This is a genomic window from Sphingobium sp. ba1 (genome assembly GCF_000743655.1).
In the GTDB taxonomy this organism is placed as follows: domain Bacteria; phylum Pseudomonadota; class Alphaproteobacteria; order Sphingomonadales; family Sphingomonadaceae; genus Sphingobium.
This window is the reverse complement of sequence record NZ_JPPQ01000069.1, coordinates 2,444,909-2,464,527: the sequence shown is the minus strand read 5'-3', so window position 1 is coordinate 2,464,527 and position 19,619 is coordinate 2,444,909. Positions and strand designations below refer to the sequence as shown.

Annotated in this window: 19 protein-coding genes; 11 read left to right on the top strand and 8 right to left on the bottom strand. The window is 63.5% G+C overall.

Annotation, left to right across the window (positions count from 1 at the left end; genetic code table 11):
* Positions 1 to 296: hypothetical protein (locus IL54_RS25765; protein WP_337587986.1), on the top strand; the 296-nt coding region annotated here is incomplete at its 5' end.
* Here IL54_RS25765 and IL54_RS15085 read toward each other — a convergent pair.
* The 6 genes from IL54_RS15085 to araD1 all read right to left on the bottom strand — a co-directional run bounded on the left by IL54_RS15085 (position 283) and on the right by araD1 (position 9,567).
* Positions 283 to 3,171, bottom strand: coding sequence for a TonB-dependent receptor (locus IL54_RS15085; RefSeq protein WP_037476674.1), 2,889 nt, complete (start codon positions 3,169 to 3,171; stop codon positions 283 to 285). The genes IL54_RS25765 and IL54_RS15085 overlap by 14 nt on opposite strands.
* A gap of 247 nt (positions 3,172 to 3,418) precedes the next feature.
* The gene (locus IL54_RS15080; protein ID WP_037476671.1) at positions 3,419 to 4,846 is read right to left on the bottom strand and encodes a glycoside hydrolase family 43 protein; all 1,428 of its coding nucleotides are present in this window, start codon (positions 4,844 to 4,846) and stop codon (positions 3,419 to 3,421) included.
* 11 nt (positions 4,847 to 4,857) lie between these two features.
* Positions 4,858 to 5,892 carry an arabinan endo-1,5-alpha-L-arabinosidase gene (locus IL54_RS15075; protein WP_193378862.1) on the bottom strand — a complete coding sequence of 345 codons (1,035 nt, stop codon included), beginning with the start codon at positions 5,890 to 5,892 and terminating at the stop codon, positions 4,858 to 4,860.
* A gap of 163 nt (positions 5,893 to 6,055) precedes the next feature.
* The gene (locus tag IL54_RS15070; protein ID WP_037476670.1) at positions 6,056 to 7,621 is read right to left on the bottom strand and encodes an alpha-N-arabinofuranosidase; all 1,566 of its coding nucleotides are present in this window, start codon (positions 7,619 to 7,621) and stop codon (positions 6,056 to 6,058) included.
* Between the two features lie 22 nt (positions 7,622 to 7,643).
* Positions 7,644 to 8,570, bottom strand: coding sequence for a Gfo/Idh/MocA family protein (locus IL54_RS15065; protein WP_037476669.1), 927 nt, complete (start codon positions 8,568 to 8,570; stop codon positions 7,644 to 7,646).
* Positions 8,571 to 8,574: 4 nt separating this feature from the next.
* Positions 8,575 to 9,567, bottom strand: coding sequence for an AraD1 family protein (gene araD1, locus IL54_RS15060; RefSeq protein ID WP_037476668.1), 993 nt, complete (start codon positions 9,565 to 9,567; stop codon positions 8,575 to 8,577).
* Positions 9,568 to 9,759: 192 nt separating this feature from the next.
* Between araD1 and IL54_RS15055 the strand changes: the two genes are divergently transcribed.
* Positions 9,760 to 10,524 carry a FadR/GntR family transcriptional regulator gene (locus IL54_RS15055; protein WP_037476667.1) on the top strand — a complete coding sequence of 255 codons (765 nt, stop codon included), beginning with the start codon at positions 9,760 to 9,762 and terminating at the stop codon, positions 10,522 to 10,524.
* A gap of 153 nt (positions 10,525 to 10,677) precedes the next feature.
* Here IL54_RS15055 and IL54_RS15050 read toward each other — a convergent pair whose 3' ends face one another.
* Positions 10,678 to 11,988: a sugar MFS transporter gene (locus tag IL54_RS15050; RefSeq protein ID WP_037476666.1), complete on the bottom strand. Its 1,311-nt coding sequence runs from the start codon at positions 11,986 to 11,988 to the stop codon at positions 10,678 to 10,680.
* 123 nt (positions 11,989 to 12,111) lie between these two features.
* Between IL54_RS15050 and IL54_RS15045 the strand changes: the two genes are divergently transcribed.
* Together IL54_RS15045 and IL54_RS15040 are read left to right on the top strand one after the other, a co-directional pair.
* Positions 12,112 to 13,257 (top strand): aldose epimerase family protein, encoded by a 1,146-nt coding sequence (locus tag IL54_RS15045; RefSeq protein WP_037476665.1) that lies wholly within the window; start codon positions 12,112 to 12,114, stop codon positions 13,255 to 13,257.
* A complete protein-coding gene (locus IL54_RS15040; protein ID WP_037476664.1) occupies positions 13,257 to 14,114 on the top strand; it encodes an SMP-30/gluconolactonase/LRE family protein in 858 nt (285 codons plus the stop codon). The genes IL54_RS15045 and IL54_RS15040 overlap by 1 nt, the downstream gene beginning before the upstream one ends.
* 164 nt (positions 14,115 to 14,278) lie before the next feature.
* Here the strand turns inward: IL54_RS15040 and IL54_RS15035 are convergent, their stop codons facing one another.
* The gene (locus IL54_RS15035; RefSeq protein ID WP_037476663.1) at positions 14,279 to 15,463 is read right to left on the bottom strand and encodes a cation:proton antiporter; all 1,185 of its coding nucleotides are present in this window, start codon (positions 15,461 to 15,463) and stop codon (positions 14,279 to 14,281) included.
* A gap of 134 nt (positions 15,464 to 15,597) precedes the next feature.
* On the opposite strand from IL54_RS15035, the gene IL54_RS15030 reads away from it, so the two are divergent.
* From IL54_RS15030 to IL54_RS15000, 7 genes are all read left to right on the top strand, one after another.
* The gene (locus IL54_RS15030; RefSeq protein WP_037476662.1) at positions 15,598 to 16,191 is read left to right on the top strand and encodes a nitroreductase family protein; all 594 of its coding nucleotides are present in this window, start codon (positions 15,598 to 15,600) and stop codon (positions 16,189 to 16,191) included.
* A 169-nt stretch (positions 16,192 to 16,360) separates the two neighbouring features.
* Complete coding sequence (locus tag IL54_RS15025; protein WP_037476661.1) at positions 16,361 to 16,636, top strand: HU family DNA-binding protein; 276 nt, start codon at positions 16,361 to 16,363, stop codon at positions 16,634 to 16,636.
* 5 nt (positions 16,637 to 16,641) lie between these two features.
* Positions 16,642 to 16,905, top strand: coding sequence for a hypothetical protein (locus tag IL54_RS15020; RefSeq protein ID WP_037476660.1), 264 nt, complete (start codon positions 16,642 to 16,644; stop codon positions 16,903 to 16,905).
* 185 nt (positions 16,906 to 17,090) lie between these two features.
* Entirely contained in the window at positions 17,091 to 17,834 is a 744-nt protein-coding gene (locus IL54_RS15015) for a DUF4198 domain-containing protein (RefSeq protein WP_037476659.1), read from the top strand.
* A gap of 44 nt (positions 17,835 to 17,878) precedes the next feature.
* Positions 17,879 to 18,259, top strand: coding sequence for a hypothetical protein (locus IL54_RS15010; RefSeq protein ID WP_037476658.1), 381 nt, complete (start codon positions 17,879 to 17,881; stop codon positions 18,257 to 18,259).
* Positions 18,260 to 18,268: 9 nt separating this feature from the next.
* The gene (locus IL54_RS15005; protein ID WP_037476657.1) at positions 18,269 to 19,003 is read left to right on the top strand and encodes a HupE/UreJ family protein; all 735 of its coding nucleotides are present in this window, start codon (positions 18,269 to 18,271) and stop codon (positions 19,001 to 19,003) included.
* Entirely contained in the window at positions 19,000 to 19,611 is a 612-nt protein-coding gene (locus IL54_RS15000) for a hypothetical protein (protein WP_037476656.1), read from the top strand. The genes IL54_RS15005 and IL54_RS15000 overlap by 4 nt, the downstream gene beginning before the upstream one ends.
* The last annotated feature ends 8 nt before the right edge of the window (positions 19,612 to 19,619 follow it).

Here is a 19,619-nt window from a genome sequence, read left to right as displayed (position 1 = left end):
TCGCCCAGCTCGTGCGGGACGGGGGGGCGGGGGGCGGTGGGCCGTTCCTGGGTGGTGACGTCGTGCATGGGTCCATCCTTGCGGCCGGACGGCGAACCGCCCGCGCCAGTTGGCATCCTTTGTGCATGGGATCGCCGCCGGGGCAAGGGGAAAATGGCGCGATGGCCGCACCCTCCACCCTCGCTCCAAACAAAAATGGCGGTCGTTCCGGGGTTGGAGAGGAACCCGGAACAACCGCCATATCATGGAGCGCAGCGAGGAGACGCCACGCCCCATGGGCACTCAGTCAAACTTGAAGCGGACACCCAGAGCAAAGGTCCGGTCGATCAGCAGCGTGCTGGAGTTGAACTCCGTCGGATTGCCGACATCGCCGAACTTGTAATAATTCTGCTGCTTCGCCTTGGTGATGTTCACCGCGTCGAAGGTGATGCCGATATCTTCGTTCACGTTCAGCGTCAGCTGGAAGTCCAGGCTCTTTTCAGGCGCACGCCACATGCCGATCGGGTTGGCAAAGGCCCGCGCTTCATTGTTGTTCAGGAAGCCCTTGCGCCAGATGTAGGACAGGCGCGCGCCGATCGGGCCTTTGTCATAGGCCAGCGTGGCGTTGTAGGACAGCTTCGACACGCCGAAGAAGGCGGACTTGGCCGTGCCGGTGATTTCGCCTTCATTGTTGACGACCGGGATCGTCTGTTCGGAATCCAGGATCGTCGCGCTGCCGGTGAAGCCAAGGCCGTCAAGCACGGAGGGTAGGTAGGAGGGGAAGTAGGTCAGCCCCAGTTCCAGCCCCTTGAGCGTGCCATCGGAAGCGTTCGCCGGACGGGTGATGTTGAAAAATTCGGTATAGGTCTCGTTGCGCGGCAGATAGTTGTTCGGGATGAACTCGCGAACGGTCAACGGCACGACCAGACCTTCGATCTTGCGGCGGAAGGCGGTCGCATAGATGGCGCTGTTGCGGTCGAAATACCATTCGATCGCCAGATCCATATTCTCCGACTTGGTCGCCCGCAAATTGGGGTTACCCGAAGACCCGGTGCCGAAACCGATGCGCGACAGATCGCCGCCGAGCGCCAGATTGGGATTGAGGTCGCCGAACGCCGGACGACGCAGCGTTTGGCCATAGTTGAACCGGATGCGCAGATTGTCGGTGATGGCATAGCGCGCGGTAAAGGACGGCAGGAAATCGTCGGAACCGGTCGACACGCCGGTCCGGGCGAAATTCGCGCCCCGGTCGAAATATTCATAGTCGGTATCGATCGCGACATAGCGCACGCCACCCTGCAATTGCAGCGGACGCCCGAAAATCTCGACCTCGGCATCGGCCACGATATAGGCGGCCAGGTTGCTTTCCTCGATGCCGAACACGCGGCCGAAGCTCAGCTGGTCAGACAGCAGCAGACCGGGCGCGACGGCGCGATACAGGTTGCGCACGCCATCCCTGTCCATGCTGCGCGGATCGGCCAGCACCCAGCTGGTCGGGATATTGGCACGGCCGTCGAAGAAGCCTTCGTTGGTGAAGGGGCTGCCTTCGCCAAATTCAGACAGGGGAACGGGGATGCGGTCCGGGTTCGCCGGACTGACTGGGCGCGTTGGATCATAGGCAGGGTTGGGCAACGTGTATGCACCGGCACCCTGATCGCGGACATAGCTGTCGGCCGAACGCTTGTCATAGCGCCAGCCCGCCTTGATGCGGCGCAGGAAGCCCTCGTCCCACTCATATTCGCCGTCCAGCATCATCGTCAGCGCGCTACCGGTATTCTTGGTGCCGCTGTCGAACAGGTTGCCGACAGTCCACTTGCTCGCGTCGGTCAGGACGTCCTGATTGCCAAAGCTATAGGCGGGCAGGCCGCCGCCGGCGTTGAAATCGACATCGATGTCGAGCGGGCCGCGATCGGTACGGATGGCAAAGAAGCTCGTCTCGTTCTTGCTGTCCTGATAGGCGATGTCGGCCGAAATCTTGCCGCGCTCACCGACATCCCACTTGGCGTTGAAGGCATAGACATAGCTGTCGGTGCGGCTGGTCGCCCGGTCGCCGCTGTTGAAGCCCGCGACCGCGCCGGCTCGCCGCGACTTGATGATGTTGGTGCCTTCGAACAGTTCGAAGCTGTTGCCGACATCGGCGGGCAGGTTGCCCCACCAATCGACGAAGCTGAAGTTCAGGCTGTTGAACGTCTCGCCCTTGAACCCCGTGTAGAAGACTTCAGCGGTGTAGACCGAGCTGTCGTTCGGTGCCCATTGGAGCGCGGCGTTGATCGCCTTGCGATCGCGCTTGCCATAGACATCGGATGCGATGACGGCGTCGCGGGCGAGATAATAGGGGGTTTCAACGCCATTGATGTTGAGCGTCGATCCGGGCGCGGTGGGCAGCCCCGCGTCGAGACCAGGCGTCCAGTTTTCGTTCAGTGCGCCAGGGAAAATGCGCTGCAGTGGGGTCAGGCCCGACCCTTCCGGCGGCGTTTCGGTGGCGAACGGCACCATGGCACCGGCCTGCAGATTCTGGTTGCGGAATTCGGCGCGGGTGTAGCTGCCGTTCACCAGGAAGCCGATGTCGCCGATGCCGGTTTCCCAACGGTCGCTGACGAGCAGCGCGACATTGGGGTTCACCTTGTCGGCGAGTTCCGAATAGACGCCGCGCGCCAGGCCCGAAATGGTGAAGCCGTCAAAGTCGAGCGGGCGACGGGTCTGCACGTCGATCTGGCCGGCGAGGCCGGTTTCCAGCTGGTCGGCCGAACGGGTCTTGTAGACATCGACCTGCTTGACGAGGTTGGCGGAGATGTCCTGCAACGCGAAGGATGTGCCAGCAGCGGTGAAGATGTTGCGGCCATTGAGCGTGGTCAGCGGATCAGTCAGGCCGCGAATGGTGATGGTCGCCGCTTCGCCGCCAGCGCGGTCGGTGACCTGGATGCCGGTCACGCGCTGCAGGGCTTCGACGACATTATTGTCGGGCAATTTGCCGACATCTTCCGACACGATCGAATCGACGATCTGGGTCGATTCCCGGCGCACGTTGAGCGCGCCCACGATCGAGGCGCGAACGCCGGTGACGACGATGTCTGCGACATCGTCTTCGGGCGCTGCCTGCGGCGTTGCGGGGGCGGTTTGGGCCTGGGCAGCGCCCGCCAGCATCAGCGCGAAGAGCGATGCGGAACCCAGTACGATCGGCTTGAGGGCCATGTCAGATATCCTCCCTGGAGCTGGCCCTTGGCCATGCGTGAATTACTCGGACTAATTATTGCTCCGACAAATGAATCGCAAGCGGAAAATGCGGGCGTCGCGACACGAATGTCCGGCGCTAGTCACATTATTGCCACAGGATACGGGCTATACGGTACCGATCGGATACCGGCATAAGCTAAGGGGCCGGTCTCCTGATGGAAACCGGCCCCTCCCGCCGTTTATTTGTCATACATATTATCGAAGATCAATCTGCATGCCAGTAAGCCGTAGCGTCACGGCTCGGCACCAGCCGCAACTGATCGCCAACCGTGCCGATCGCCTTGCCCGGCGCGGAGATGGCGACGAAGCGCAGCGCGTCGCTGGCCTTCTCCTCGAAACGGACAAACTGGCTGCGCAGCGCGAAATCAGCGCTCTTGCTGTCCTTCTCCAGGCTGATCGACCCATCCTTGGCCGCGACCAGATAATGATCGGGCATCGATATGGGCGACAGCATGATGCTTTTGGCACCGGCGCGGCCGGGCGACTGGCGGAACTGCGTCTGGGGCAGGGCCGGGTTGCCCGCGACCAGGCGGGTGCCGTCATGCGCCATCAACCGCTTGGGATCGGCCACCGCGATGAACCGTTCGGGCAGCGGGCCATTGCCCACCGGCACGCCGAAATCGGGCGTGCCATCGGCGGTGTAATAGAGCCGTTGCACACGGGTATGGCGGTCGGGGTTGAGCAGCGGATCCCCCTGGATCGTCTCATAGTCACGCCCATGATAGACCAGGATGTCGCGGCCCTTCTCATCCACGGTAAAGCTGTTATGGCCTGGCCCATAGACGCTCGTCGCCGGGTTGGTGACGAACACCGGCTGCGGCGATTTGACCCAGCTCTTGGCATCCAGCAGGTCGGCATTCTCGTCCGCCGTCAACAGCCCCAGGCAATAGCGCGCATCGGTGGCGCTCGCCGAATAGGTCATGAACAGGCGACCGTTGCGATGCAGGATGGCAGGCGCTTCGGCGACCTTGTAGCCGCGGATCTCCCAATCGAGTGTCGGCACGGTCAGGCGGGTCGTCTTCCCCAGCTTGAGCGCCGATTCCAGCTTGGCGATGTACAGGTTGCTGTTCGTTTCGATGCCCGGCTCGCGCTGCGCCCACGCCATATAGCGCACGCCCTTATGCGTGAAGATGGTCGAATCGAGGTTGAAACTGTCCCAGGGCGTCTGCAATTCGCCCAGCACGCTCCATTTGCCGACCATCGGATCGGGGCCGTCGCACACCACCGCATAGGTGCGGATGCGGAATACATCCTCGCCACCGCCGCTCGGACCAGCGGCGAAATAGACGATCCACTTGCCGTCCACCATATGCAGTTCGGGTGCCCACAAGAAACCCGACATCGGGCCACTCTTTTCATGCCGCCACAGCACCGCTTCGGTCGCGGTGGCCAGGCCCGCGATCGTCTTGGACCGGCGCAGCACCAGCCGGTCATATTCGGGGACCGACCCGGTCATATAATAATAGCCATCGTCATGGCGGAAGATCTGCGCGTCGGCGCGCTGCTTGATCAGCGGATTGACCGGCACGGGGCCGGCCGCGGTCGGCGCGACGGGTATGGCGCCCAGCTTGCCGCAGGCGGCCGGCAATATCGCGGCACCGGCCAGGAAGAGGCGGCGGTTGATGTGGTTCATAGGATCAATCCTCAATAATCTGCAACGGGCCAGCCGTCCGCGCCCCAGCGCACCGGCGCGATGCGCAGGGTGGGGGCACCGTTGGCCTGTTTGTCATAAGCGTGGTAGACGACATAATCCTTGCCGTCCTTATCGTGCAGCCATCCGGCGTGACCGGGGCCACGGAAACGCTGCTGCTCCTGCAAATCCGCGCGCAGGAAGATGGTGCCGCCACCCTCCATCATCGCACTGCCATCCTTGCCGAGATACGGCCCGGTGATGTCCTTGGACCGGCCGATCACGGTATAATAGGTGCTGTTCACGCCCTTGCAGCAATAATCATAGGACGCCATCAGCCAATAATAGCCGCCATGATCGATGATGAAGGGCGCTTCGACCGGGGCCGGGCCGCCGGTGGGTGCAGGGCGGCGCGCGATCGACACGGGCTTGGCCTTCGCATCCTTGGGCTTGCCGCTCTTGGGGTCCAGCTCGAATAATTTGAGGCCGGTCCAGAAACTGCCGAGCGAGAGCCAGTGGCGGCCTTCGCGGTCGATGATGAAATTGGGGTCGATGGCATTATAATCATCGTCCCTGGTGGACATGACGACCATGCCTTCGTCGCGCCATTTGAAATCGGGCGACTTGGGGTCGAGCGTCGGGTTGGTGGCCAGGCCGATTGCCGAACGGTTAGACCCGAAGGTCGAGACGGAGTAATAAAGCCGGTAGCGGCCATCCACGAAGCTGATGTCGGGCGCCCACATGCCATCGCTGCCGGGGATCGCCTGCTTCGCCCAATCGGGTAGCGCGGTGAACACCGGCGGCCCGGCCGACCAGCGCACGAGATCGGGCGAGGTGCGCGTTTCGATCAGCCGCTGGCCATGGCCAGTGCCGAACACATGATAGACGTCCCCCTGCTGGATGATCACCGGATCATGGGTGGGAGCCAGGTCGCCGGTTAGGCGGCTGTTGAGCGTAGGCGCGCTTGGCGGGGTGGCGGCGGGCTGCGCGGCGGCCGGGCCAGCAAGGTTGATCGCCGCAAGACAGGCGAATTGAGCAATTTTGAACAATGTCTGTCCTCTTCACAGATAGGGGTGGCGAAAAATTCCGTCCCACCAATCCGTTCGGGCTGAGCCTGTCGAAGCCCTGCACTTTTACCCGAAGGGAAGTGCGGCCCTTCGACAAGCTCAGGGCGAACGGGGAGGGGAGGTTGAACCTCCCCTCCAGATCGCCTTATTGCAGGTCCAGCACCACCACCGACATCGGCGGCAAGGTAACGGTCAGCGTCCCCCCATTCACCTGCGCGCCGGTGAAGGCCGCGGGCTTGACGGTTTCGGGCGCGTCGAACGTGTTGTGCGCATTCATTACGCCAGCGGTCAGGACGCGGCCCGATACCGTTCCGGCGGTCAGGCCATCGAGCTTCACCGTCACCGTGTTGGGCTGGGTCGGGTCGAGGTTGGACAGGCCGACATGGACCTTGCCATCCTTGCCCCGCACCGCAGACCCGCTGACTGCGGGCATCACGAACTGGTCCTTATTATACCAGGGCGTGTCGATGCTGATCGGCAGGACCGTGGCATCCTGCCAGGGCTTGTACATTTCGAACACATGATAGGTGGGGGTCAGCACCATCTTCTTGCCGTCGGTCAGGATCATCGCCTGCAGGACGTTCACCATCTGGGCGATGGCGCTCATCTTCACCCGGTCGGCATGTTTGGCGAAGATGTCGAGATGGATGGACGCGACCAGCGCATCGCGCAGCGTATTCTGCTGACGCAGGAAGCCGGGGTGCGTGCCCGGATCCTGCGCATACCAGGTGCCCCATTCGTCCACTGCCAGGAAGACGCGCTTCTTGGGATCATATTTGTCCATGATGGCGGTATGCTTGGTGATCAGCTCATCCATATGGACGGCCTTGGCCAGCGTGTCGGCCCACAGCGTCTCGTCGAAATTCACCGGGTCCGCCTTGGGCGGCCAGCCCCCCTGGGGCAGGGTGTAATAATGCAGCGACACGGCGTCGAGCTGATCGCCCGCAACCTTCATCATCGTTTCGGTCCAGTTATAATCATCGACATTGGCACCCGCCGCGATCTTCAGGATCTTGGTGCCGGCCGGTGCCTTGATGAAGGTGGCATAGCGGCGCGTCAGGTCGGCGGCATATTCGGCGCGCATATTGCCGCCACAGCCCCACAATTCATTGCCGACGCCGAAAAAGGGCACCGCCCATGGCTCTTTATGCCCGTTCCTGGCGCGCTCGTCGGCCAGCGTACCGGCGGGCGAGGTCATATATTCGACCCATTCGGCCATTTCCTGCGGCGTCCCATTGCCGACATTACCCGCAACATAGGCTTCCGCGCCGATCTGGCGGATCAGTTCGAAAAATTCATGGGTGCCGACCGTATTGGGTTCGGTCACGCCGCCCCAATGGGTGTTGATCTTGACCGGGCGCTTGGCCTTGCCGCCAATGCCCTCCCGCCAATGATATTCGTCGGCAAAGCAACCGCCCGGCCAGCGCACGACGGGCACCGACAGGTTCTTGAGCGCCGAGATCACATCATTGCGAAAGCCGTTGGTGTTGGGAATCGACTTGTCGTTACCGACCCAAAGTCCGCCATAAATGCCATTGCCCAGATGCTCGGCGAACTGAGTGAAGATGCGCTTGTCATAGACCGGACCGGGCGTTGCGGCATTGATCGTCGCGGTGGTCGGCTTGCCATTGGTGTCGGCAAAGGCACTGGTCGTCAGGGCACTGGCGCAAAGCAGCAGTGCGGCGGTGGTACGGCGCAGGGTTTTTATCATGTCGTCCTCTCCCATTTGGAAATCAGTCGTGAAAAGCGTCGGTCGGTTCGCGGCGGCCGCGCAGGAAGGCGTCGGCGACATGGCCCAACGGGCTGGTATCGACATCGCTGCGCCCACCCCGGATCAGCGTGGCGAACCGGCTGTAAAGCCCCGGATATTCGACATCCTCGCCATGTTCGGTGCCGCTGGGCAGCGTCAGCACCGCGCCGCCATGCGCCAGCTTCAGCGTGCCAGCATCGGTGTCGATGATGATGTCCCAGCTTTGCGGCCCGGTCTGCCGCCAGTCGAGATCCATGTGGATCGGCGCGCCGCCGGTATCGCGGAAATGCAGGTCGGCCGCGATCGGCGCGGCGCGATTTTCCGGCAGCACCAAAGTCGCCTCCTTCAGGAAGAAGGGGCGCGGCAGGATATGGGTGACGATCGAGAGTGCATTGATCCCCGGATCGAACACGCCAAGCCCGCCCGGCTGCCAGATCCACGCCTGACCCGGATGCCATACGCGCACATCCTCGCGCCAGACGATCGACACTTTCTCGATTCTGCGCTCGGACAGCCAGGCCCGGGCCGGGGCGACCCCCGCCGCAAAACGGCTGTGCCAGGCGGCGAACAGGGTCGCATGGACCTTGTCCGCCTGCACTTTCAGCGCCTCGACCTCCGCCAGCGTCGCGCCGGGCGGCTTTTCCAGAAAGACGTGGATGCCACGGCTCAGCGCCTGCGCCGCCAGATCATAACGGACCTGCGGCGGGGTGCAGAGCGCCACCGCGTCGACGGCCGGACCCTCGGCCAGCAGCGCATCGAGGCTGGCCAGATGCGGCACCCCCGTCAGCCCGGCATCATGCGGACTGACGGTCGCGGCCAGGCTGAACGCGCTATTGCCCCGGATCGCCGGGACATGCTGGTCGCGCGCGATCTTGCCGATGCCGATGATCGCGATACGGATCGGGTCCATCGCTTCAGAGCGCCTTGACGGCCACTTCCTGCGGCGCGGCGCGCGTCAGCACATTGCGCACCGGCAGGGTGAAGGGCGCAGCGAGGATTTCGAACACATCACCCTCTTGGCACGATATGCCGTCGCTGAACGACAGGGTCGCGGTGCCGAAGAAATGGACATGGACGTCGCCCGCGCGGCGGAACAGATCATATTTGAAATGATGATGTTCCAGGTTCGCGAAGCTGTGCGACATATTCCCTTCGCCCGACAGGAACGGCTTTTCCCAGATCGTCGCGCCGTCGCGCAGGATGCGGCTCGAACCCTCGATATGCTCCGGCGGTTCGCCGACCAGCAGTTCGGGGCCAAGCGCGGCCTGGCGCAGCTTGGAGTGGGCCAGCCACAGATAATTGTGCCGCTCGGTCACATGGTCGGAAAACTCGTTGGCGAGCGCGAGGCCGAGGCGATAGGGCGTGCCATCCTCGCCGATGATGTAGATGCCGGCCAATTCGGGTTCCTCGCCGCCATCCTTGGCAAAGGCGGGCATGGTCAGCGGATCGGTCGGGCCGACCAGTTGCGACCCGTCGCCCTTGTAGAACCATTCGGGCTGCTGTCCCGTCTCGCCGGGGGCAGGCTTGCCGCCTTCCAGGCCTTCCAGGAACATCCGCATCGAATCGGTCTGCTTTTCGACAGCCGCCGCCTCGCGGTGCATCTTGTCGCGCCCTTCGGCGGAACCAAGATGGGTCAGGCCGGTGCCGGTTAGCAGGACATGCGCGTCATCGTCATGGTCGATCGGCGCGAGCAGGCGGCCCGCTTCGAATTCGGCGGCGATGTCCACCGCGTCGCCCTTGGGCGCGGCGGCCACGGCGGCGGTCAGGCTGATGCCCTGCGCGATGGCATGCAGCGCCAAAGCGCGGATCGAGGTGAAGCCGACCACGAAGGCCGCGCTGTCGCCTTGCGCGGCGATAACGCCCCGTTCGCCGCTTTGGGCACGGTGCTGCAACAGGCGCAATGTCATGAAAATCTCTCCTCCCGCGCGCCACTGACGGCGCTGAACGCTTGCCGAAGACACGCCATCGTCCACCTCGACCAAAGCCGGGGCGGCAGTGAATCTCCGAATTACTCCGACATATTACAGGAAGATGGTAATGGCAATGCTTGTATTATAGACGGAGTTGTGCCTGATAGTTGGGGGGCGAGAGGAGCAGGAATGGCGAAGGAAGATCCGTCTTTGCACGGGGATGAGGCGGAGACGGGCGCATCGGCGAAGATTGCGCGTGGCCCCGGCAGGCGGTTGCACGGCGCGATCGCGCACAAACTCGGCACGGCCATCTTGTCCGGCCAATATGCCCCCGGCGACGTCCTGTCGGGCGAAGTCGCCTTTGCCGAGGAACTGGAAGTCTCCCGCAGCGCCTATCGCGAAGCGATCCAGGTGCTGACCGCCAAGGGGCTGGTGGAAAGCCGCCCCAAGGCCGGCACGCGGGTCTTGCCCCGCACCCGCTGGAACCTGCTCGATCCTGAAGTCCTCGCCTGGGCCTTTGCCGGGGAACCGGATATTCAGTTCGTGCGCGACCTGTTCGAACTGCGCGCCATCGTCGAACCGGCGGCGGCACGGCTGGCGGCACAGCGGCGCGACAAGGAGGATCTGCGACTGATGAAGGAAGCCTTGGCCGCGATGCGCCGCCACACGCTGGCCACCGAATTGGGCCGCGCGGCCGACCGCGATTTCCACAATGCCATCCTGAACGCGACCCGCAACGACGCGCTGCAAGTGCTGTCCGCCAGCATCGGCGCGGCGGTCAACTGGACCACCCAATATAAGCAACGCGCCCGCGCCCTGCCGCGCAACCCCATCCCCGACCATGTCCGCGTCTATGACGCGATCGCCGCCGGCGACACGGCGGCTGCGGCCGAGGCGATGGGGGTGCTGGTCGACCTCACACTGGAAGACACCGCCAGCGCGATGGGCGGCTAAAATCAAGTGCTCCTGCGAAAGCAGGAGCCCAGTGTCGAACGTCATGCCCTGCCGCCCTGGGCTCCTGCTTTCGCAGGAGCATGAACCACATGAAAAAGGCCGGAGCGGACATCCCGCTCCGGCCTTTTCAGCGCCTCATGTGCAACCCTGGCCTTATTCCGCCACGGCTTGTTGATCGGGCAAGGCGTTCGTCACCTTCGACCCCCACAGCGCGTAAAACAGAATATACAGTTCGCACGCGGCGGTCAGCAGGAACGACCATTGCAGGCCATATTCGTCCGCCAGCCAGCCCTGCACCACCACCAGCGCGCCACCGGCGATCGCCATGATCAGCAGGCCCGAACCCTCTTCGGTCAATGGCCCCAGGCCCTTGATGCCGAGCGTGAAAATGGTCGGGAACATGATCGAGTGGAACAGGCCGACGAGGATCAGCGCCCACATCGCGATCGGCCCCGTGGTGAACACGGTGACCATCATGACGATGAACGCCCCGATCGAAAAGGCCGCCAGCACATGGCCTGCATCGAATTTCTGCATGATCGCGGCGCCAGCGAAGCGACCGACCATCATGCCCGCCCACAGGAACGTAAGATAATTGCCCGCCTGCGCTGCCGTAAGGTTGGCAATATCTGGCTGGCTGACGAAAATGACAAAGAGGTTGGCGACGCCGATTTCCGCGATCAGGTAGATGAAGATCGCGGGGATGCCGAACACGAGGTTGCGGTGGTTCCAGAGCGAATGTTTCTTGCGCTCTTCCTTGTCATGGCGCTGCGTCGCGTTGCCCATGGCAGGCAACGGGAATCGGGCAATCACCACTGCAAGTACGACCAGCACGATTGCGACGAGTACATAGGGCAGGATTACCGATTGGGCGTCAGCCAGCCTTTCCGCCTGCGTCAGTACGACCTCGCCTTGCGCGGTGCCGCTTTTTGATCGGCCGAGAATCAGATACGCGCCGAACGATGGCGCGAGCATCGTACCCGCCGAATTCATCGCCTGCACGAGGTTTAAGCGCGAGGAGGCGGTTTCCGGCTTGCCAACTACGGCTACATAGGGGTTGGCCGCGACTTGGAGCAATGTAACGCCCGCAGCGATCACAAACAGCATAGTGATCGTCACCCAGTAGGAAACCAGCGTGGCGGCAAGCGTCATTCCCAGCGCGCCAGCCGCCATTATAAGTAATCCGATGACGAGTGACTTCTGATAGCCAATCCGTTCGATGATCTTTGCGGACGGATAGGCTGCAACGCCATAGGCAATGAACCAGGCGAACTCGAGTAGTGTGGTTTGAAAATAGTTTAGTGCAAACACGTTGCGCAGATGCGGCAGCAGCGTGTTGTTGATGACGGTGATGAAGCCCCACATGAAGAAGAGGCTGGCAAGCAGGCCCAGCGCCGGGCCATAGCGCGTTGCGGGATTATGCGTCGCGGTGACGCCCGCGCCTGATGTTACGGGTCCTGCCATCCATCCTTCTCCACTGCATTTCCGGGGACGGGCGACCCGGATAGGGGTTGCGCCCGCTTATTTTGTCGGAGTATATTCCCCGAAACCGCGCGTCAATGGGCGGTCGGTATCGGGAGGAAGTCCATGCAAAAGGTCATCATCAAAACAGCGCTGTCATACGCATTGGCCATGGCGCTGACAAGCACGGCGGCGCTGGCCGCCGACGCCAGCCGCGCGCCCGCAGGCACGTTGGCGGACGGTACGGCGGTGGAAACGATCACGCTGACCAATGCTGCTGGCGTATCGGCCAAGATCCTGACCTATGGCGCGACGCTGCAATCGCTGTCGGGGCCGGACAAGGATGGCAAGATCGCCGACGTGTTGCTCGGCTATGATGATCTCAAGGGCTATGTCGATCATCCCAATTATTTCGGCGTGACCGTGGGCCGCTATGCCAATCGCATCGCCGGCGGCACCTTCAAGCTGGGCGACACCAGCTATCAGCTTCCGCTCAACGACAAGACCAATTCGCTGCATGGCGGCGACAAGGGCTTCGACAAGCTGCCCTGGAAGGTCGTGTCGGTAAAGAGCGGCCCGACCGCCACCGTGGTTCTCTCCCTCGTCAGCGCCGATGGCGATTCGGGCTATCCCGGCAAGCTCGATACGACCGTCACCTATACGCTCGATGAAGCGGGCAATCTGGGCATTGTCTTCGCCGCCAAGACCGACAAGCCCACCATCGTCAACATGACCAACCACGCGATCTTCAACCTCGCCGGTGAAGGGTCGCCCGATGGCGCGCTCGGCCATAGGCTGACGATTCCGGCCAAGGCCTATACGCCGGTGGATGAAAAGCTGATTCCGACCGGCGAATTGAAGCCGGTCGACGGCGGCGTGTTCGATTTCCGCGCGCCCCGCCGCGTCGCCGATGGCATTCGCGACGGCCGCGACCAGCAGATCGTCTATGGCCGCGGCTATGACCATAATTGGGCGCTCGACAAGGGCGCGACCAAGGCACCCGAACTGGCGGCGCGGCTGGAAGATCCCGTGTCGGGCCGGGTGCTCGAAGTGCTGACCACCGAACCCGGCGTGCAATTCTATGCCGGCAATTTCCTCGACGGCACGCTGGTCGGCAAGGGCGGCCATCTCTACCGCATGGGCGACGGCATCGCGCTGGAGCCGCAGAAATTCCCCGACGCGCCCAACAAGCCTGCTTTCCTCTCGGCGCGGGTCGATCCCGGCAAGCCCTATCGCCATGCGATGGTTTACCGGCTGTCGGTCAAGCGCTGATGACGGCCTGGCGTCTGATCGAACGGGGCGTCGCCGACACGCTGGGCGAGGGCACGCTCTGGTCGGCGCGCGATAACGCGGTCTATTGGGTCGACATATTGGCCCCGGCGCTCAACCGGCTGTCCCTTGCGGACGGCACGGTCGAGCGCTGGGCCATGCCCGAACCGCTCGGCTGGGTGGTGGAGCGCGAAGAGGGCGGCTTTGTCGGCGGCTTCCAGAGCGGCTTTGCCGACATCCGCCTCGATCCGCTGACGATCACGCCCTTCGGCGACCCCGAACCGCATTTCCCCGGCAACCGCATGAATGATGGCAAGGCGGATGCACAGGGGCATATCTGGTGCGGGACGATGGACATGGCCGAGGAGCATGATCGCGGTTCGCTCTACCGGCTCGCACCCGACCGCAGCTGGAGCGTGATCGACGCCGACTATCGCGTGCCCAATGGCCCGGCCTTCTCGCCCTGCGGCCGCTGGCTCTATCATAGCGACACGGCCAAGCGGCAAATGTATCGCTTCGCCCGGACGGCGGAGGGCGCGACCGATCGCCAGCCTTTTATCCGCTTTGCCGAGGAAGATGGCTATCCCGACGGCATGACCGTGGATGCGGACGGCCATATCTGGGTCGCCCATTGGGGCGGCGGGCGGGTCAGCCGCTTCACTCCCGATGGCGTGCTGGACCGATCGATTGCGCTGCCCGCGCGGCAGGTGACCAATATCTGCTTTGGCGGAGCCAACCTCGACCGCATGTTCGTCAGTTCGGCGACCATCGGGCTGGACGATGCCACGCCGCACGATGGCGGCTTCTTCGAAGTCGATTGCGGCGTGCGCGGCCTGCCGACCCACCAATATGCAGGCTGACGCCTAAGGAGCGCGCGCAAAGGGGCTTGCGGCCCGGCGCGGAATCTGTTTTATGGCGCGAGACAGCGTTGTCATACCTCTCCAAAGTGGGGCAACGCTGCAATCCCGGACGGCCCGCTACGGCGAACTGCACGCGCCATGGGTCGTCCGGGACGATTTTTCCCTTATCGCTGCACCAATTTCGCCAGGCCCCGGCGCGCCATGGGCATGGTCAGCATCGTGCTGCCGATCGCCATCAGCAATAGCGCTGTAAAGCTGGTCCCGGTGATGATCTGCCGATCGAGCAGGATGTTGGCGAAGATGATCATGATCAGTGCCTTGGTCTGTAGCAGCCAGCCGATCACCCCGGCCTCGCCCTTGGGCCAGCCCAGGATTCGCCCGGCCAGCGCCACCCCGGCCAGTTTGCCGACCACGGCGGCCGCCAACAGCAGCAATGCGCCGCCGATCACCTCGAACCCGCCCATATCCCATTGGGTGCGCAACCCCGTGCTCAGGAAAAAGACCGGCATCACCGTCAACAGCATATGGTCGCGCAGCATATCCATCTGCGCCTCGTCGAACCATTGCTTGTCCAAAATCGCGCCCGCCAGGAACGCCCCGACCATGAAATGCAGCCCGGCCCAATCCGCCGCAAAGCCCAGCAGCGCGAGCGAGAGCATCCCCAGATACAACCGGTCGCGCCCGCCGATTCGCCGCATCACCGCGCGCAGCCCCCAGGCGACGAACGGGAACAGCAGCAGGAATCCCGCCTGCCGCTCGACCCGCGCCCAATCGAGCAGGATCAGCGCCAGCACGCCCCAGATGGCGATATCGTCCAGGCTGGCATAGCGCAGCACCCGTTGCCCCAGCGGCTGACGCAGGATGGAAAGCCGATCCATCAGCAGCACCAATATGGGCAAAGCGGTGACGGCGCAGGCCATCCCCATCCCCAGCAACGCCTGCCAATGCTGCCCCTTCGCGCCGATCCAGCCCGGCTGCGTCAGGATCAACGCGGCCGCCAGCGCCCCCAGCACAAGCGGCGTGACCAGCGCCAGCCCCGCCGTCGTCCATGTCTCGCGCCGCGCGACCCAGGCCTGGTGCAGGTCCAGTTCGATGCCCGCCAGCCAGACGAAGATCATCACCGCCCACCAGGCGATGCCGTTGAGCGCGGCGATGACGCCCGGCGGAAACAGGAAATCATGCACGTGCGGCAGTGCGACGCCCAGCACGCCGGGACCAAGCAGCACGCCCGCAACGATCTGCACCACCACCAGCGGCGCCCAATTGTCGGTGCGCAGCAATCGCCACACCAGCCAGGGCAGCCCCATGACAAGCGCCAGCGCGAGCAGAAAAGTCTCCGTGATCGTCATGCCCCGCTCCCCCTTATCGGCAGGCAGGATTAGCGGCGCGGCGCGGCCTGCGCCAGCGCCTTGCCCCAAAATCCCTGGCCCTTCGCAGCCGCAAAAAACATCCTATATGGGCCCAAGCCTTTTAGGGAGATTTTATGGACACTGACCCTCGCGCCGTCACCCGGCCCATCGACCCCCTGTTCCTCGACCGCTGGTCGCCCCGCGCCTTCGATGGATCGGCTTTGCCGCAGGCGGATATCGATACCCTGCTCGACGCAGCCCGCTGGGCACCGTCGGCTTTCAACTATCAGCCCTGGCGCTTCCTCTATGCCCATCGCGACAGCGCCGACTGGGCGCGCTTCCTTGGTCTGCTGCTGCCGTTCAACCAAAGCTGGGTGCAACATGCCTCGGTCCTGACCTTCATCCTGTCCGACAGCCTCTCGTCGGCCCCCGGCTCGCAGGAAACCAAGCCCTCGCACAGCCACAGTTTCGACGCAGGCGCCGCTTGGGCGCTGCTCGCGCTGCAGGCAACGCGGATGGGCTATCACACCCACGCCATGACGGGCGTCGATTTCGACGCCGCCCGCCACGAACTCGCGGTGCCGGACCGTTTCCGCATCGAAGCTGCCGTCGCCATCGGGCGCATGGGCGACAAGGCGATATTGCCTGAAGCCCTGCAGGCGCGCGAAGCCCCCAGCGGCCGCAATCCGATCGACAGCTTCGCCTTTGCCGGCAATTTCGTCGCCTGAAACTTCACTCCAACCACCTGCCCCAAGCCACCAAACCGATCGACCACGCCGAAACCGCGTGTTTTCGGCAATATGTCACCGGAAATGCGCCGAAATTCGCCCTTAGGCGATGGACCGGCGGATGCGAACGGGCTAGGGCGGGTGCCATCACACTTGAAGAGGACGTCCTATGAATAACAGTGACCTGATCGACACCGTCGCCACCGCCCACGACCTTTCGAAGGCGGACGCCAAGAAGATCATCGACGGCGTGATCTCGGCGATCGTCGACGCGGCGGCCAAGGGCGAAGAAATCTCGCTCAACGGTTTCGGCAAGTTCAAGGTCAAGGAAAGCGCCGCGCGCGAGGGCCGCAACCCCGCCACCGGCGAGACGATCCAGATCGCCGCGTCCAAGAAGCTGGGCTTCACCGCTGCCAAGGCGGTCAAGGACAAGCTGAACGGCTGATCCAAATGCAATTTGACGACCAGTTGCGTCGCTATTTCGGCCGCACGGACATTGACGCCGTGCCCGCCGAAGCGATCGCAGCGGGCGTCGAGCGCATGCGCGTCGACCTTGGTCTGGAAAAGGACCGGGGTCGACGTTTTGCGTTGTGGTGCCTGCTCTTCCTGATGGGCGACGCCCCCGATCTCGACATCGCCTTCAAGGACGCGGCCGATCGCGACGCCGCCCGCAATTTCATGGATCTCGCTCAGGGCGATCCACCGCTCGATTAGGCCCCTTCGGGCCATTCAAGTCTCCAACGATCCACATCCCCCTTTTCCGCCATCGGGCGATCATCCACTGTGCGCGTGCCTTTTTCCGGCACATGCTGCCTGCGCACGCCTGAAAAACGGCATCCGGCGGGCCGTCGCTGACATAGCCTGTGTGCCAGGGCCATCGGGGCCACGGGAGATGATCGATGAAACTGCCACGCATCCTTACTGTCACCGTTGCCGGATCGGCGCTTCTGGCCCTGGCCGCCCCCTTGAGCGCGCACGGCATCTGGTTCGCCCAGCGCGCGACGCAGATCGCCCTCATCTATGGCGTCGGCGCTGACGATCTCGACGCGGTCAAGCGCCTGCCGCTCATAAAGACCGTCACCGGCTATGATGCTGACTGGGCACCCGTCACCACCAGCCTGCGCACCGCCGGGCCGATCCCCGTCGTGGACAGCGAAGAGCCGATCGCGGCGGTCGCGGCGATCATGGACTATGGCCTGTGGAGCAAGACCCCCGACGGCAAATGGCATAATAAGGGCCGCGACGAAGTGCCCACCGCCAGCCTTGCCGAACATAATTGGAAATATGCCGTCCATCTGACCAAGGTGCCGACCAGCCCCGTGCCCCTGTTCGAAGGGCATAAGCTCCAGATCGTCCCCGTCGATCCCGCCATCCCGCAGAAGATGGGCGAACCGATGAAAGTGCGGGCTTATTATGAAGGCAAGCCGATCGCGGGCGCGACCATCATGTCCGACTATGTCAACGATCCCGACGAAGTCGCGGTCAAGACCGGCGCGGACGGCACCGCCACCATCACGCTGCGCAACCAGGGGCTGAACGTGCTGATGGGCATCTATGTCGGTCCAGCCGATGACAAGGCGAAGGTCGACCATGTCGAATATCGCTCGTCGCTGTCCTTCGTGCTGCCGCATCTGCCCGAATAAGGCCGCACCGCCACCTTTTGTCGCTACCCTGTAAGGAGACACCCATGAAACTCGACCTGATGAAGCTCGGCCTCGCGGTCGCTGCCCTCGCCCTGACCCCAACCGCCGCCTTCGCCCATGGCAGCATGAAGCCCCAGCATGGCGGCCTCGTTCAGATGTCGGGCGAAACCATGGTGGAACTGGTCGCCAGTCCCAAGGGCGTCGATGTCTATATCAGCGAAGAGGATGAGCCGCTGCCCGCATCGGCCTACACCGCCACGCTGACGCAGACCGCGTCGGGCCAGAAAAGCCAGGCCGCGCTCAAGCCCGCCGGTGGCAATAAATTATCCGCCCCCGGCTTCAAGGCCGCCAAGGGCGCCAAGATCGTCGTCGCGCTGGTCGACAAGAGCGGTGCCAAGGTCTTCACCACCTTCCAGACCAAGTAAGCGGCGATCATGCGCAGCGCGATCCGCCACTTGCCCATCCCCCTCGGTATGCGGCGGGTCGCGCTGCTGCTGCTGGGGCTCATGCTGGCCTGCATCGGTCAGGCGCTCTTGGCCCATGGCGTAAACGAGAATGACCGCGCCTTCATCGAAGGCGCATCGGGGGTCAACATCATCCCCTATATGTATCTGGGCGCCAAACATATGGTGACCGGCTATGATCATCTGCTCTTCCTCGCCGGGGTCATCTTCTTCCTCTATCGGTTGAAGCAGGTCGGCACCTACGTCACCCTGTTCGCGATCGGCCACAGCACCACCTTGTTGCTGGGCGTCATCCTCGACCTGCGCGCCAATCCTTTCCTGATCGACGCGATCATCGGCCTGTCTGTGGTCTATAAGGCGATCGACAATCTCGACGGTTTCCGCACCTGGTTCGGCATATCGCCCAATCCCAAGGCGGCGGTGCTGATCTTCGGCTTCTTCCACGGCTTTGGCCTGGCGACCAAGCTGCAGGATCTCACCCTGTCGAGCGACGGGATGATCCCCAACCTCCTCGCCTTCAACATCGGCGTCGAAATCGGCCAGTTCATCGCGCTCACCTTCATCCTGCTCGCCATGACCTTCTGGCGCAGGACCGACACTTTCCGCCGCAGCGCGGTCCTCGCCAATGCGGCGCTGATGACCGCGGGCTTCGTCCTCGTCGGCTTTCAGTTGACCGGCTATCTGATCGAAAGGGGCCTGACATGACCAGCAGCCACCAACCCGCGCCACCCACGCGCATCACAACCCCGCCCGCCACGCTCGCCAAGGCCACCGGCGCCGCCGCGATCGGCGCGGTCGCCATCCTGACTCTGTTCGTCCTGCCTGCCGAATATGGCATCGATCCGACCGGGGTAGGCAGCGCGCTCGGCCTCACCGCCATGGTGGCCGAACCAAGTGCGTCTGCGCCAGCAGCCGCCCCGCCCGTAGCCAGCACGGCACCGACCCTGCCGACCAAGGACAATATCGCCCGCACCGCCCCCTGGCGGCAGGACAGCATGACCATTACCCTCGCGCCGCACAGCGGGCAGGAAGTGAAGGCGCATATGCAGCAGGGCGACAGTTTCGTCTTCGAATGGCAATCGACCGGCGGCCCGGTCAAGGTCGACATGCATGGCGAAGCCCCCGATGCGACCGACGGCGCGTTCACCAGCTATTGGGAAGAGCGCGAGCAAACCAACGCCAGGGGCAGCTTCACCGCGCCCTATGCCGGCACCCATGGCTGGTATTGGCGCAACAAGGGCGACACGCCCGTCACCGTCACGGTCAAGACGACCGGATTCTACAAGGATCTGTTCCAGCCCGCGGGCGCATAATCCCCTAG